A 14,763-nucleotide genomic window follows, 5' to 3' on the forward strand; every position below is an offset into this window, starting at 1 on the left:
AAAGAATCCTATGGTTCAGATCAAACAACCCAGTGACCGAATTTTTGTCGCCCTCGACACCACCGATGTGGGTCGGGCGGTTGAGCTTGCCAATGGTCTCAAAGGCCAAGTGGGCGGGGTCAAACTCGGCAAAGAATTTTTCACCGCCCATGGGCCCGACGGGGTGCACCGGGTGACGGAAAACGGCATGCCGTTGTTTCTCGATCTCAAATGGCACGACATCCCCAACACCGTGGCGGGCGCTGTGCGCGCGTCTTTGGCGTTGGACCCGTTCATTGTCAACGTGCACGCATCCGGTGGCCGGCGCATGATGGAAGCCGCCCGCGCTGCCGCCGACGAAGCCGATCTTGGCAAACGCCCCAATGTCATTGGTGTGACGGTGCTGACCTCCATGGCGCACGAAGACTTAGTCGAAGTCGGTATTGACCAAGAGCCCTTGGAACAAGTCCTGCGTTTGGGCAAACTGACCAAGTCCAGCGGGCTCGAAGGTGTGGTGTGTTCAGCCAAGGAAGTTGTGGCACTGCGCGGGACGGTTGGCGACGACTTTATGCTGGTGGTTCCGGGCATCCGCCCCGAATGGGCCAGCACCGACGACCAGCGCCGCGTGGTCACACCCAAAGACGCGGTGGATCTCGGCGCAGACTTCCTGGTCATCGGCCGCCCGATCACGGGTCACGCCGACCCGTCTGAGGCTGCGCGCCTGATTGCCGAAGAGCTGTCCGAAGCATGAGCGAAGACACAAACTTCAAAAGCCTTTCCTTACAAGCCATCGAAACCTTCGGCAAGGGTTTCGGCCTGATCTTGCGCGCCGCCATTTTGCCCTTTGGCGTATCGGTGGCGGCCGTGGTGATGGCGCGTTGGGTGGGCGGGGTTGAACGCTATCTGTTCGACGCGCTTCACGGTGTTATGGTGATTTCATACCTCACCTGCCTGTCGCGGATCGTCGGCGGCACTTATCCGGGGCCGAGCATCCTCACCTTTGCTGTGCCGCGTCCGACCTGGCCGGGCGTGCCCATCGTAAAGTCCGTAGCTGCCGAAACTTTGGTGGTGATCGTTCCGGGAGCTTTCATTATGTGGATGCTCACCATCAACATCGCGCCGTTCATTTTGGCGCTGGGCAGCACGGTGGTCAGCGTTGCGGCCATGCTGTTGGTGGAATTTATCTTCTCCACCGTGATCGGCCTGATCGTGGGCGCGGGCATGGCGAAGTTTGCGCGCGAAGGCGCGGTCTGATTTTTTTTGCGAACGTGACTTCAGTTACTGAACCGCGCGCGGTTTGGGACTATATCTATGGGCATAATCCGCAAACTTAAAGCAGGAGTACCCCCATGAGCGACACTTGTCAAAGCACCGGTTGCGGGCCACAAGGTTGCGGGTCGAACAACCGCCCCAAGCGCGACACCCCGCCCACATTGCTGGAGCAGGTGTGGATGATCCTCCCCTATCACTGGCCCAAGTTTTTGCAGGCCGCCGTGCTTCCCGTTTTGGTGTCGGTTGCTTTTGTCACCTATGGCTGCCCTCAGGGCGTGCCGGACCGCCTACCGTTTGACGCGGTTCATGTCCTCATGCAGGTGTCTTTCATTGCGGCCATGGTGCGCATTGTTCGCGGCGGCCATGGTTTGGCCCGTTGGGGGCTGGCGTTGCCGCGTTTTCGCTGGTCGAATATGAATGTGATGGGCGAAGTTCTGGGTGCGGCTGTGATCATTTTGGCCCCGGTCCTGGGCTTGTTCGTGGCCTTCACCCTTTTTTATGGTCCCACCATCCGCGTGATGGACAACACGCTGTTGCTGGTCGTCAGCCGCATTGTGCCTGCGTTTTTCATGACCATGCTTTTGGGGCTGGTCATTGGTGCGGCAAGCTTTAAGATTGAGGCGAACCGTTCCGGCGAATAATCCGTTCGCACACTCTCAAAACTTTGTGAAAACAACCATGCTCAAAGAAGGCCTTGCGATAGCAAAAGCAACCATAGGCATTATTAGGTCTGAATTTAGTGCATTATGGGCGATGGCTGTGTTGCCCTATTTGGTCTTTGTGATGATCGGTATTGTGGGCCTGGGTCAATGGCCTGGCGCACATGTGGTGTCGTTGACTGGCCAAAGTCTGGTGAATGTTGTCTACTCGGCGGCTTTGCTGCGCGCGATGATCAGAGGGACGCCATTTTCAAAAAGTGTTTTTCGCTTTGGGACAGATGAATGGCGTTTGATTGCGTTTACTTGTGCGTTTTTTGGTGTGGCGACCTTGATTGCGTTGGGCCTTTCTCAGTTAAGAGTGCCTTTCTCGATGATGATTGAGGCCATAAGCTTGATATTTGTCACGATTGCGTTTGGCGTAATTTTTTTCATGGGTTTCTTCTATGCGATGTTCCGCTTCATGGTGGTTGGGGTGATATTGATTGCTTTTCCAAACGTTGGACTAACTCGCTGCGTGGTGGTGGGCTGGCGTCAAACCCAAGGGCACGTGGGCAAAATGGTTGTGGCCGGTATCGTGCTGTTCGTGCCCATCGTGTTGGTGCAGTATTTCACTCTATATGCTGTTGAAAAGAGTTTTCCTGATACGCAAGTGTTGACTGTCTGTGTGACACAGTTTTTTGGTGTCGTAAGCACGGCTGTCAGCATGATTTGGTCGTTTCAGGTGTATCAAACCTTGGCACAGCCCCCCGAAACCCGTTAAGACTGTGTCATGTCTATCGACGTCAAAATCTGCGGTATCAATTCGCCCGAAGCCCTGGACGCGGCTGTGTCCGGGGGGGCAGCTATGCTGGGTTTTGTGTTTTTCCCCAAATCGCCCCGCGCCGTTACACCCGTTGAGGCCAAGGCCTTGATGGACCGCGTTCCCGACGGCGTGACCAAGGTCGCGTTGATGGTGAACCCTGACGATTTTGACGTGGGCGCGGTGTGTCGCCAGCTGCCCGTCGATCTGTTGCAGCTCCACGGTTCTGAATCCATCGAGCGCATTTCCGACATCAAAGCCATCACCGGACTTCCGGTCATGAAAGCGGTCGGTATTGCAGGCGCGGACGATATTGCGCGGGCGCATGAGTATGAAACGCTTTGCGAACGCATCTTGCTGGACGCGAAACCGCCCAAAGACGCCGACCTTCCGGGCGGCAATGCCTTGAGTTTTGATTGGACCTTGATTGCCGAGGAATCCTGGGAGCGACCCTGGATGCTGGCGGGTGGGCTCAATGCGGGTAATTTGGCCGAGGCGGTTCACACGTCCAAGGCCCCTTTTGTCGACGTTTCCAGCGGGGTTGAGGACGCACCGGGGCAAAAATCGCCTGCGAAAATCCAAGAATTCTTGAAACTGGCGCAAACGCTGTAAAAAAACGCTGCAATTTGCCATTTGGGTGCCATATTTACAGGCTCTAAATCAGTGGCAATTTGGTGCGGGTCTTGGTAAGTTCCCGGCACTGCAAAATCCTGAGCTGTAGGCGTTTTTAATGAATGAGCCCAATACTTTCCGGCCCAACACGTTCCGAGACGGTCCGGACGAAACCGGACACTTCGGTATTTTTGGCGGCCAATTTGTTGCCGAAACGCTCATGCCTTTGGTACACGACGTGGCCGAAGCCTATGAAGCGGCCAAGGCCGATCCCGAATTCGCGCGCGAAAAAGAATACTACTTAAATCAATACGTGGGCCGTCCGAGCCCGCTGTATTTTGCCCAGCGCCTCACCGAAGAGCTGGGCGGCGCGAAGGTTTATCTTAAACGCGAAGACCTAAACCACACGGGCGCGCACAAGATCAACAACACCATCGGCCAAATTCTGTTGGCGCGGCGCATGGGCAAGACCCGCATCATTGCCGAGACCGGCGCGGGTCAGCACGGCGTGGCGACGGCGACGGTGTGTGCGCTGTTTGATATTCCCTGCACCATCTACATGGGCACCAAAGATATCGAGCGCCAAGCCCCCAACGTGTTCCGCATGAAAATGCTGGGCGCCGAGGTGAAACCCGTGACGGTCGGTTCGTGCTCGCTCAAAGACGCGCTCAACGAAGCCATTCGCGACTGGGTCACCAACGTGGACAGCACGTACTTCCTCATCGGCACCGCAGCGGGTATGCACCCGTTCCCCATGATGGTGCGCGATTTCCAATGCGTCATCGGTGAAGAAGTGCGCGAACAAATCATGGAGGCGGAAGGCCGCCTGCCGGACACTCTGGTCGCTTGCATCGGCGGGGGGTCCAACGCCATTGGCCTGTTCCATCCGTTCTTGGACGACGCGGACGTGAAAATCATCGGCACCGAAGCGGCTGGGCGCGGGATCGAGACCGGCAAGCACGCCGCGAGCCTCACCGCAGGCTCCCCCGGTGTGTTGCACGGCAACCGCATGTACTTGCTGCAAGACGAAGACGGGCAAGTGCAAGAAGCCGACAGCGTTTCGGCAGGCCTGGACTATCCGGGCATTGGGCCGGAGCATTGCTGGCTGCATGACATGGGCCGGGTCGAATATGTGCCCGTCACCGACGACGAAGCGCTAAAAGCGTTTCACAAAGTGACACGCTTAGAAGGCATCATCCCCGCACTGGAAAGCTCCCACGCCGTCGCACACGTGATGAAAATCGCCCCCAACCTGCCCAAGGACCACATCATTGTGGTGAACCTGTCGGGCCGGGGTGACAAAGATCTGAACACCGTGGCGCACACCATGGGTGTGGACATGGGGGTGAACCTATGAACGCCGTTCAGCCTCAATCCGTTGAGACGCGAATCTCCAAACGCTTCGCCAAACTGGCCGAAGAAAAGCGCGCAGGCTTGGTCACTTACGTCATGTCCGGCGATCCGGATATAGATACAGCGCAAGCGATCTTGAACGGTTTGCCCGAAGCGGGCGCCGATATGATCGAGATCGGCATGGCGTTTTCCGACCCCATGGCCGACGGTCCGTCCATCCAAGCCGCCGCCATTCGCGCGCTGGACGGTGGCGTGACGTTGAAAAAAACCCTCGACCAAGTTCGTGAATTTCGCAAGCTGGATAATGAGACCCCCATCGTGTTGATGGGCTACTTCAACCCGATCTACGTCTATGGCGTGAACGCTTTTATCAAAGACGCAAAAGACGCAGGCATCGACGGTTTAATAGTTGTGGACTTGCCGCCCGAAGAAGAAGCGGAGCTCTGCCTGCCCGCTTTGGATGGGGGCATGAACTTCATTTTCCTGACCACACCGACGACGGACGATAAGCGCCTGCCGACGGTTTTGGAAAAAGCGTCGGGCTTCGTGTATTATGTCTCCATCAAGGGGATTACGGGCGCGGGCTCGGCGTCTGCGGATGATATCGGTGCCGCAGTGGACCGCATTCGCAAATACACTGATTTGCCCGTCGCCGTGGGCTTTGGCATCACCACCGCCGAGGCTGCTGGAAATGTTGCACGTGTCGCCGACGCTGCGGTTGTGGGGTCCGCCATCGTCAACCGCGTGCGCGACAACTTAGATGAAAATGGCCGGGCGAACGATCGCCTGGTGGACGAAGTCTTGGACTTCACGCGAAAGCTGGCGGGCGGTGTCCGCGCGGTCGCGAAATAACAAAAGGGACTACGCATGAACTGGCTTAAGGATTTTGTTCGCCCGAAACTGAAAGAACTGGTCGGCGGCGGCAAAGACATTCCGGAAAACCTGTGGCACCAATGCCCCAGCTGTCAGCAGATGATCTTCCATCGCGATTTGGAAGGCAACCTGAACGTCTGCCAACACTGCGGCCACCACATGCGCATCGGTGTGGGCAAACGCTTAGAGCTTTTGTTCGACGGTGGTGACTACAAAACCGTTCAGTTTGCGGCTCCCTTACAAGATCCGCTGAAGTTCAAAGATCTGAAAAAATATTCCGAACGGCTGAAAGAGTCCCAAGCCAAAACAGCAGAAGAAGACGCCATGATCGTGGCTCACGGTAAAATGGGCGGGCAAAACGTTGTGGTTGCCGCCTTCAACTTTGCCTTCATGGGGGGCTCCATGGGCACGGCCGTGGGTGAAGGCATCGTCACCGCGTCGCGCTTGGCTCAGGTGCAAGACGCTTCGCTGATCATCATTCCCGCATCGGGCGGCGCGCGCATGCAAGAAGGCATCTTGTCTTTGATGCAAATGGCGCGCACCACCATCGCGGTGGAAGAAGTCAAAGACAAAGGCCTGCCGTATTTGGTGTTGCTGACAGATCCCACCACGGGTGGCGTGTCGGCCTCGTTCGCCATGTTGGGCGACGTCGCCATTGCCGAGCCTGGTTGCATCATTGGTTTCGCAGGCCGTCGTGTCATCGAACAAACCATTCGCGAACAATTGCCCGAAGATTTCCAAAAGGCCGAATACCTTTTGGACCACGGCATGGTCGATATGGTTGTTGAGCGCGGCGAGCTGCGCTCCACCATCATTCGTGTGCTGTCCTTGCTGCGCAACACCGGTGCTCCGGGTGACGTGGTGGACTTTGTCGCCGAACCTGTGCCCATGCCGGACGGTGAGAAAAAACCGCCCGTTATCGACGCGCCCATCCCCCACGGCGCCCGTCCGCCCGAAGCGGATTAAGCCCGGCCCATGTGCGCGGCGCCAACGGATGACATCCTCGCACGCCTGATGGCGCTGCACCCAAAATCCATCGATCTCAGTTTGGATCGCTTGGAACGTCTGTTGGCCGCGCTGGGTAATCCCGAACAGAAACTGCCGCCCGTGGTGCACATCGCGGGCACCAATGGAAAAGGTTCGACCACGGCCTTCCTGCGTGCCTTTGCGGAGGCTGCGGGCTTGCGGGTGCATGTCTATACCTCGCCGCATTTGGTGAAGTTCAACGAACGCATTCGCGTGTCAGGACAGATCATCAGTGACGCTGAGCTGAGCGAAATACTCGAAACCTGCGAAACCGCCAACGCAGGCCAGCCCATCACGTTTTTTGAAATCACCACCGCCGCCGCGTTTGTGGCCTTTGTCAAACATCCGGCAGATTTGGTGATCTTGGAAACGGGACTGGGCGGGCGTTTGGATGCAACCAATGTCATCGATAAGCCGCGCTTAACGGCCATCACCCCCATTTCTTTGGACCATCAACACTTTTTGGGGGACACCATTGAAGAGATCGCCGCAGAAAAGGCGGGCATTTTTAAGCCGGGTGTTGATTGTGTGGTTGCGGCCCAAGGCACGCGGGCGGCGGAAAAAGTTCTGCGCAAACAGGGCAAAGAGGTCGGCTGTCGTCTCACATGGGAAGGTAAGGACTGGTTCGCGCGCACCAAAGGCGGGCGCCGCGCCAAAGGGGACGGCGGTCTGATTTACAAAGGCCATGGTGCAGCCGGGGAAACCGAACGTGCATTCCCCGAACCCGCCTTGGCGGGCCGCCATCAAGTGCGCAATGCAGCCTTGGCCATGGCGTGCGTCGAAGCCTTGCAACCGGATTTCAACATCACGGACGCAGCCATCACAATTGGGCTTCGCGCCGTGCGTTGGCCTGGGCGCATGCAACAGTTGACCGAAGGGCCGTTGGTGGATGGCTTAAGCGATGGCTGGGAGCTGTGGTTGGACGGTGGGCACAATCGTGCGGCGGCGGAAATGATCGCCCAACATTCGCGCACGTGGCGCGGTGAAGATTTGTGGCTGGTGTTCGGCGCTCTCAACCAACGCCCGCCGTTGGAATTCTTAAAACCCTTGGAAGGCAAAATTCTGGGTACGCGCACCGTCGCCATTGTCGGCGAAGAAAACACCCTGACTGCAGCCGAAGGGGCCAAAGCCGCCAATCACCTGCACATGAACGCAGCCCCCGCCGACGGCGTGGCGGATGCGGTGAAGAGTATTGCAGACGCGGCAACGCGTCCCGGCCGCATTCTCATTTGCGGCTCGCTCTATTTGGCGGGGCAGGTTTTGGCGGAGAACACCTAATTTTTGTGTGGGTGCTCGCAAACAAAAAACCCCGCCGATAGGGCGGAGTTTTGTTTGCCGTGAGGCTCAAATCAGACGGTTTCGTTGATCCAGGCTTCCAGCTTGTTGCCGGGCAAAGCGCCGACTTTCATAGATGCCGGCTGACCGTTTTTGAAAATGATCAGGGTCGGGATGCCGCGAACGCCATATTTAGACGGGGACATCGGGTTGTCGTCAATGTTGACTTTGGCGAAGGTCACTTTGCCCTCAAACTCACCTTCCAGAGATTCCAAGATCGGCGTGATTTGTTTGCAGGGGCCGCACCATTCTGCCCAAAAGTCGATCAGTACCGGAGTTGTGGACTGCAGAACTTCGGCTTCGAAGGTGGCGTCGGTAATCTCTTTCATGAATTCAATTCCTGAACAAGCGTGTTTTGTTAAAATCAGTTGCCCTAAATCTAAGTGCGCGTCGCCCAAGCGTCAAGCAAGCCCCGCACGTTCCGGCGAAAAAGCACCCTAAGCTGTTCAAATCAAGATGATAATAAGGTGCCGGGCAGCTCTAATATATGTGGTCCATCCGTCCACAACAGCAAGCATCTGATGCGTTTTTGCGGATAGATTCGCGCCAACAGCTGGTAATAGAGCCGCATTTGGTTCACGTATTGCTCCGACACGGCGCCAAGCTCCGTCGGGGCGGGGCGATTGGTTTTGTAATCCACCACCAAAACGTCCGTGTCCAACACCACCAAACGGTCCAAACGAGCAGAGACCACATCCGTGCCCAACACGCCCGAAACGCTGACTTCGGCCAAGCTGTCTGAACTGAACAAGGGGGCGAAGTCTGGATGGTCGAGCACACGGAAGGTTTCTGCAAAAATGTCGGCTTGGGCGTCGTCGTCCAACTCATGAACTGGGCGCGCCAGCCATTGGCGGGCGGCGTCGGGACGCTGTGCGGGATCTAAGTCGGGCAATGTCTCCAACAGTTTGTGCACCAAGATGCCGCGTTTAAAGCGTTCCGTGCGGTGGGTCTCAAACGGGCTCAGTGCAGGTGGGGCCTCGGGTTCGGGGCGCGACGGCATCAATGGTTTGGGCGGTTTGGATTCTGGCTGTGGCGGAACCAGCGCCCAGTCGGGCAAAGTCTCAAGATCAGCGACGCTCGGCTTGTCGGCTTTGGTCTCTATGTCTTGACGCTGGGCAGTTTCAAACCGCCACACGGGTTCGCCGTCAATGTCTGCGGCTTCGGTGCCGATAGAGGACAAGACCGTCAAGATCAAATCGTACCAACAGCCGTCCCGTCGCCCCTGTTTATCTTCAAACCCTGTGACATATAGCCGTTCTTTGGCACGCGTCATGGCGACGTAAAGCAAGCGGCGGTATTCGCGCGCCCGGTCTAAGCGCTCCACATCGATTTGGTCCTGGAACACTTGGCAGCGCGCGTCCTTGTGCGGAGCCCACATCAGACCTTGAGCGACGGATGCACCGCCGCCCAACCACTGTAGTTTGGAATCTTGACGGCCGTCCGGGGTCGAGCATGTGTCGGTCAAAAAGACGATTTCCGATTCCAAGCCCTTCGCCCCGTGCACCGTCATGACGCGCACCTTGTCGCCCAAGGTTTCCATGTCGCGCTTGATGATTTGTGGGCTCGCCATAATCCAATGCAAAAAGCCCTGCAAGGACGGGGTGTGGTTGCGTTCGAAATCCAGTGTGAGGCCTAAGAACTCGTCAATGGGGTCTTCGGCGTCTAGGCCCAAACGCGCGGTGAGTTTGTTGCGTCCGCCGTCGCGCAACAATTCGGAGAAAAACTCATAAGGCGGCATCAAGTCCGCCCGGCTAAGCAAAGTGCTTAAGACGGAAAAGGCGTGTTGGAATGCCGGGTTTTCGTCTTTGCGTGCGCGCAACGCCGACCAAAGGCTATTTGGGCGGCCGTGCGCCAAGGCAAACAAGTCATCGTCGTCAAAACCGACGAGCGGGCTTTTGAGCAATTCGGCCATGCTCAGATCGTCTTGTGGCAAGACGGCAAAGCGTCCGGCGGCGAGCAAATCCATCACCGCCATTTGCTCGGTTAAGACCATGCGGTCCGCACCCGCAACATCGATGTCGTTGACTTTGAGTTGGCGCACCATTTCTTCGGCAAAGTGCCCGCGTCGGCGCACCAAAATCAACACATCGCCCGCGCGGATGGGGCGGTTTTGTGAGGTGAGAATCTCTTGGTTATCGATCCAGGTGCGAATTTGCAGGGCGATTTGTTTGGCGAGGCGTTTTTCCGCGCGCTCTTCGTTGACGTAGTCCAGCGGAGCATCCCACGGATCGTCCGCAGGTGTGTCTTGCGGTTTATGGGTGGGCCAAATCTCGACCAATCCTGCTTCTTGATCGCGGCTGGTTTGGTGTGCGACGCTTAAGCCTTGGAAGCTGAGGCCGTCTTGCGCTTCGGGCTGCGCAAACACATCGTCCACCACGCGCAGCACCGCGGATGTGGTGCGGAACGATTGGGTCAGTGGCATGGACACGAACTGCCCGCCCGCCGCCGTCACGCGGGCTTGGAAGTGGTCTTGCATGCGGTCGAACTCAAACGGGTCGGCCCCTTGGAAAGAATAGATGGATTGCTTTTCGTCGCCCACGGCGAAGATGGTGCGCGATTGGGGTTGTTCACCGTCGTCGAGCTTTTGTTCCATGCCAACGCCTGCAAAAAATTCTTCGGCGATGCGTTTGACGATGTCCCACTGGGCCGGGCTGGTGTCTTGGCTTTCGTCGACCAAGATGTGGCGGATGCCTTGATCCAATTTGAAATGCACCCAACTTACGCCTGAATCCGTTGCCAGCAGGAGGCGTGCGATGTCGATGAGATCGTCATAATCCAAGTCTGCGCGCACGCGTTTGATGCGCGCATATGCGTCCAACATGGCGCGCCCGACAGTGAGCAAGTGTTTGGTGGCGTCCGCCGTGGCGCGGGCTTTGAGGATGTCGAGGATGTTCACCACGCGCGCTTGTTCTGCGGCCAAAGCGGGCGCGGCGGCTTCGGCGCCTTTGGTGGTGAGCTTTTTGCGCGGCTCACCCGTCGTGGTGACAAACAGGGGGGCGTAGTCGGATTGGAAAAAAGCCGCACGGTTGTCGCGGATCAAATACGCGCGCAGGTTTGCGGCGAGCTGTTGCGATGTCTTCGCCCCTTGGTCCAAGGCATCCGCCGCCGCGCGCAAAGTCTCCTCATCAAGGCCTTCATCCGCGCGCGCCAATATGGCGTCGACGCTGGTGTCGTGCGGACCTAGGCCGACCAAGGCGGTGAGCGCGGCTTCGACCCCGCCCAGTTTGTCAAAGTGGGTAAGGACTTGGCCCAGCTTCACCCGGTTCGACGCCAAGTCCTGCATCAAGGTGGTGAAGTCGTCTTCATTGACCAGCTCCGCCATGGCGTTGATGGCGTGCGAAAGGTCTGATTGCGGTTCTTTCAATGTTGCGCGCAACATGTGTTCGCGCGCTTGGGTGAGCAGTTCCGCCGTGGTGCGTTCATCAATGACGGAAAAATGCGGTGCGACGCCCGCTTCAATGGGGAAGCGCCCGATGAGACTTTCACAAAACGCGTGGATGGTGCGAATTTTCATGCCGCCCGGCACGTCCAGAACCTGTGCGAACAGGCGGCGCGCGGTGTTGAGCATATCTTCGTCGGGATCGGACTGGGTCAGCGCCTTCAAATCGTCGATGAGTGCTTGGTCGTCCATCACCGCCCACTGGCCCAGTTGCGCGTTGATGCGCTCTGCCATTTCCGCCGCGCCCGTTTTGGTAAACGTGAGGCAGAGAATTTTTTCCGGCCGCGCCCCCGTTAGCAGCAACCGTGCGATGCGGTCCACCAAAACGCGTGTTTTACCTGTCCCCGCATTGGCAGAAACCCAGACGGAGCGGTCGGGCCTAGCGGCGGCGAACTGGCCCAAGGTGCGTTGCATGGTTTTGTGGTTTTGGGGCATTAAGCATCTCCCCCGCTGCTGGACCATTCTTTAACACGGGCCAAGTGATCAAAGTCGCCAAAGCGGCTTTCGAACATGGGGCGCGGGCGCGACAGGAACGGGGTTTTTTCGTCCAAGTACTTGTGCAGCATTTGGATCAGGCTTTCGTAAGCTTCATGCGCTTGGGCGTCGGCGTCCACTTTAATGGGTTTTTCTTCACCCGCCACGCGCCCGCCCGAAAGCCGCACGTAGGTGAGTTGCGAAATGCTGCCGGCGTGGTTTAAGTCTTTAAACCCACCGCAGATGGCCATGGCGGCTTCCAACGGCAGTTGGGGGGTGAGCCCCGCTTCGACTTGTTTGGTGGTGGGCGGCTGCCCGGTTTTGTAATCCATCACCACCAAGCCGCCGGAAAGATCGCGATCAAAGCGGTCAGCTTTGGCGATCAGGGTAAACTCACGGTTGAGCTCAGCGAGCTTCAGCTCCCCGCGTTGCTCAACCAATATGGGTTTGTAGCCCGCTTGGCGGCGTTTGGTTTCAAAGTCGGCAAACCAATGGGCTATGCGTTTGAAACGCGGCCACCAAAAGGCACGCACGCTGGGGCTTGCGACCATTTCGTCGAATACGTTTTCGCCCATCTCAATCAAGGCTTGGGCGGGATCGTCGGGCAGCTCGTCCATGTGGGCGCGGATGAAGCGGTCCAGGATTTCGTGAATGACAATGCCGCGATCCGCCGCACCGGGGTCGGCTTCAATGTCGTCCAACACATCCAAGTCTAGCACCTTGCGCGCGTAAATGGCGTAGGGGTCCCGGATCCAGGTTTCCACTTGGGTGACGGAAATTTTGTTGGGCCGGGCGTCCACGGGCGGCGTTGGGCGCGGGCCTTTGACGGGCTGGGCTGGGCCTTTGGGTTGGGTGAGTTGAGACGTCCAGTGCACCCATTTGTCACCGCGCGCCATGGCGTGGTCTGCACCCAATAAAGTGTCGAGCCGCACCAGCCAGCGGGACGGGACTTGTGGACTGCCACCGCTGCGCGCGGAACGGGTGAGATATACTTCGCCTGCATGCAGCGCTTGGACAAAGTCGTGCGCGCTGAGACCGATGCGGCGTTCCGGCAAGGGCAGGCCGAAGTCTTGCATCATCGGGCGGCTCATCCACGGGCTGGCTTCGGCGTTGGGCGGCCAGCTGCCTTCATTGAGCCCGCCCAACACCACCACGTCGGCGGTTTGCAGCCGGGCCTCCAACGGTCCCCAGATGGACAGGCGTGGGTGCATGGCGTAACGCGGGCGCACCGGGCGGCCCAACATCATGGCTTGCAGCAAGGCCGGGTATTGATCCGCACGAATGTCGCCAAAGGTTGCCAGCGCATCGTGGGCTTCGGCGATGAAGGCGGCTAAGGCCTCTCCGTCTTCGCCCGCCCACAGACGCCGTTCATCAGTGTCGAAGTTCACTTCGGCCAGGCGTGCGGCGGTTTGGGTGTGGAGCTCCAGTAACGCGGCGGGGGCGGCGGGGGCAATAGTGTCGCTTTGCAAAGCATCTGTCAGCGCGCCTGCGGTTTCGCTGAGCACTTGGATGGCTTTGCGCGGAAGGTTCTGGTCAAGCCCGTGTCGCTGGAAACGTTTACCTTGCTGTTCGTCGTGCAAAAACACGCGCAGCAAATCTTCCAAACCTTGCAGGCCCGGGGCGGGGCGGGGCCCGCGCAGAAGGGCGAGTTCCAACGCGCGCACGGCGGCACGCAATTGTGACGGCATCATCCCCGCTGCCGCCAAAGGGTGCTTTAGGCACGCCAAGACGTGAACAGGTTGAAGCTGGCTCGCCGCCATTTCGCTCACCAGATTGAAAAACGCACCGGGTGGCGTTTGGTCCAAGGGTGTACCGGCGGAATCGTCCACCTCAACCCCCCAGCGTCCCAGCTCTACCGCCACGCGCCGCGCGAGGGAGCGGTCCGGGGTAATCAACGCACAGGTCTTTTCCGCCGTCTCCAACGTTTGACGCATGATCAACGCAATGGCCCCGGCTTCTTCGTGCGGGCCGGGGGCGTCGATGCGCTCGACGCCGTCGAGGGCGTTGGCATCAATATCCGTGCCGCCCTGCCACAAATGCGTGGCTTCAGCGGGGGCCAATGCTTGGGACAAAAGCTGCGTGCGTGACGATGCCTCAGTGTCCTGTCCCCACAATTTTACATCTTGGCGGGGCAGCCCCAGTTTCCCCAACAGCTGGCTCATACCATACTGCGGGTGGGTGGGGTCAAGTGCGTCCCATATGTCATCCGAGGCCCCTTGGTCCAAACCGGGCAACACCAAAAAACCTTGGGGCAAGTGCGCGACGGTTTTGAGCAGCTCTGCGGATGCGGGGATTGTACCGGTTGAGCCCGCCGCAATCACCGGACCGAGTGGTGGGGTATCGGCCCAGGATTTAGCGCGCGCACGGATCAACTTGTCGCGGCGTTCTGCACTGTCCATCAGGCCGTAATCCGCCAAGACCTGCGGCCATGCGGTGCCGAGAATTTCCAAAAAATTCAACGTCTGTTGCCAGTGCTCAGCCAAGTCGCGATGCACCAGATCGGGTAGGCGGGAAAGATCTAAGCCTTCGGTGTGCACTTGGTCGATGAGTTTGGCCAGCTCGCCCGCCAAACGCACGGCTTGTTCGGGCGTGGTGTCTTTATCCTTGGCCATGACCAGCTGCGCCAGCTGCACCACACGCGCGGTGGCGTTCATGGTGGGCGGCAGCTCAAGGGCGTCGTGCACACCTGTGCCTTCCAACACCATGTCGTCTTCGTCCACATCGCCCAACGGCGTCATTTGCGGCAGCAACATCGGTTGGCCGTCGGTGCGGCGTAAGAAGGCTTCGCGCAAACTGCGGCACGCACGCCGCGTCGGCAGAAGCACGCGCACTTGGGCAAGGTTTTGCGGATCGTCACCCCAGCGTTCTAATACGCCGTCGGCCAAAGCGGTGACGAAGGACAGGTGTGGCGCGATGGTGTAGACGTTCGGCCCCCCCATACG

At 58.5% G+C, this 14,763-nt stretch carries 12 protein-coding genes; 9 read left to right on the forward strand and 3 right to left on the reverse strand.

The features are described from left to right. The first annotated feature begins 10 nt into the window (after positions 1–10). The 9 genes from pyrF (at position 11) to V5T82_RS16505 (ending at position 7,851) form a co-directional block, all read left to right on the forward strand. Positions 11–730: an orotidine-5'-phosphate decarboxylase gene (pyrF, locus tag V5T82_RS16465; RefSeq protein WP_332896762.1), complete on the forward strand. Its 720-nt coding sequence runs from the start codon at positions 11–13 to the stop codon at positions 728–730. Then, on the forward strand, positions 727–1,233 hold the full coding sequence (locus V5T82_RS16470) for a hypothetical protein (protein WP_332896763.1): 507 nt from the start codon (positions 727–729) through the stop codon (positions 1,231–1,233). The genes pyrF and V5T82_RS16470 overlap by 4 nt, the downstream gene beginning before the upstream one ends. A gap of 95 nt (positions 1,234–1,328) precedes the next feature. Continuing rightward, positions 1,329–1,892 (forward strand): hypothetical protein, encoded by a 564-nt coding sequence (locus tag V5T82_RS16475; protein WP_332896764.1) that lies wholly within the window; start codon positions 1,329–1,331, stop codon positions 1,890–1,892. Positions 1,893–1,929: 37 nt separating this feature from the next. Further along, positions 1,930–2,670, forward strand: a complete 741-nt coding sequence (locus V5T82_RS16480) for a hypothetical protein (protein WP_332896765.1) — start codon at positions 1,930–1,932, stop codon at positions 2,668–2,670. Between the two features lie 9 nt (positions 2,671–2,679). Then, positions 2,680–3,321, forward strand: a complete 642-nt coding sequence (locus tag V5T82_RS16485; RefSeq protein ID WP_332896766.1) for a phosphoribosylanthranilate isomerase — start codon at positions 2,680–2,682, stop codon at positions 3,319–3,321. A gap of 118 nt (positions 3,322–3,439) precedes the next feature. Further along, positions 3,440–4,678, forward strand: a complete 1,239-nt coding sequence (gene trpB, locus V5T82_RS16490; RefSeq protein ID WP_332896767.1) for a tryptophan synthase subunit beta — start codon at positions 3,440–3,442, stop codon at positions 4,676–4,678. Next, complete coding sequence (trpA, locus tag V5T82_RS16495; protein WP_332896768.1) at positions 4,675–5,526, forward strand: tryptophan synthase subunit alpha; 852 nt, start codon at positions 4,675–4,677, stop codon at positions 5,524–5,526. Before trpB ends, trpA begins: the two co-directional genes overlap by 4 nt. A 15-nt stretch (positions 5,527–5,541) precedes the next feature. Next, positions 5,542–6,513 carry an acetyl-CoA carboxylase, carboxyltransferase subunit beta gene (accD, locus tag V5T82_RS16500; RefSeq protein ID WP_332896769.1) on the forward strand — a complete coding sequence of 324 codons (972 nt, stop codon included), beginning with the start codon at positions 5,542–5,544 and terminating at the stop codon, positions 6,511–6,513. Between the two features lie 9 nt (positions 6,514–6,522). After that, entirely contained in the window at positions 6,523–7,851 is a 1,329-nt protein-coding gene (locus V5T82_RS16505; protein WP_332896770.1) for a bifunctional folylpolyglutamate synthase/dihydrofolate synthase, read from the forward strand. Positions 7,852–7,922: 71 nt separating this feature from the next. Here the strand turns inward: V5T82_RS16505 and trxA are convergent, their stop codons facing one another. From trxA to addB, 3 genes are all read right to left on the reverse strand, one after another. Beyond that, the gene (trxA, locus tag V5T82_RS16510; RefSeq protein ID WP_332896771.1) at positions 7,923–8,237 is read right to left on the reverse strand and encodes a thioredoxin; all 315 of its coding nucleotides are present in this window, start codon (positions 8,235–8,237) and stop codon (positions 7,923–7,925) included. Between the two features lie 122 nt (positions 8,238–8,359). Beyond that, on the reverse strand, positions 8,360–11,782 hold the full coding sequence (gene addA, locus V5T82_RS16515; RefSeq protein ID WP_332896772.1) for a double-strand break repair helicase AddA: 3,423 nt from the start codon (positions 11,780–11,782) through the stop codon (positions 8,360–8,362). Further along, a complete protein-coding gene (gene addB / locus V5T82_RS16520) occupies positions 11,782–14,760 on the reverse strand; it encodes a double-strand break repair protein AddB (protein WP_332896773.1) in 2,979 nt (992 codons plus the stop codon). Before addB ends, addA begins: the two co-directional genes overlap by 1 nt. Positions 14,761–14,763 lie beyond the last annotated feature (3 nt).

This window comes from Magnetovibrio sp. PR-2, from assembly GCF_036689815.1.
GTDB lineage: Bacteria > Pseudomonadota > Alphaproteobacteria > Rhodospirillales > Magnetovibrionaceae > Magnetovibrio.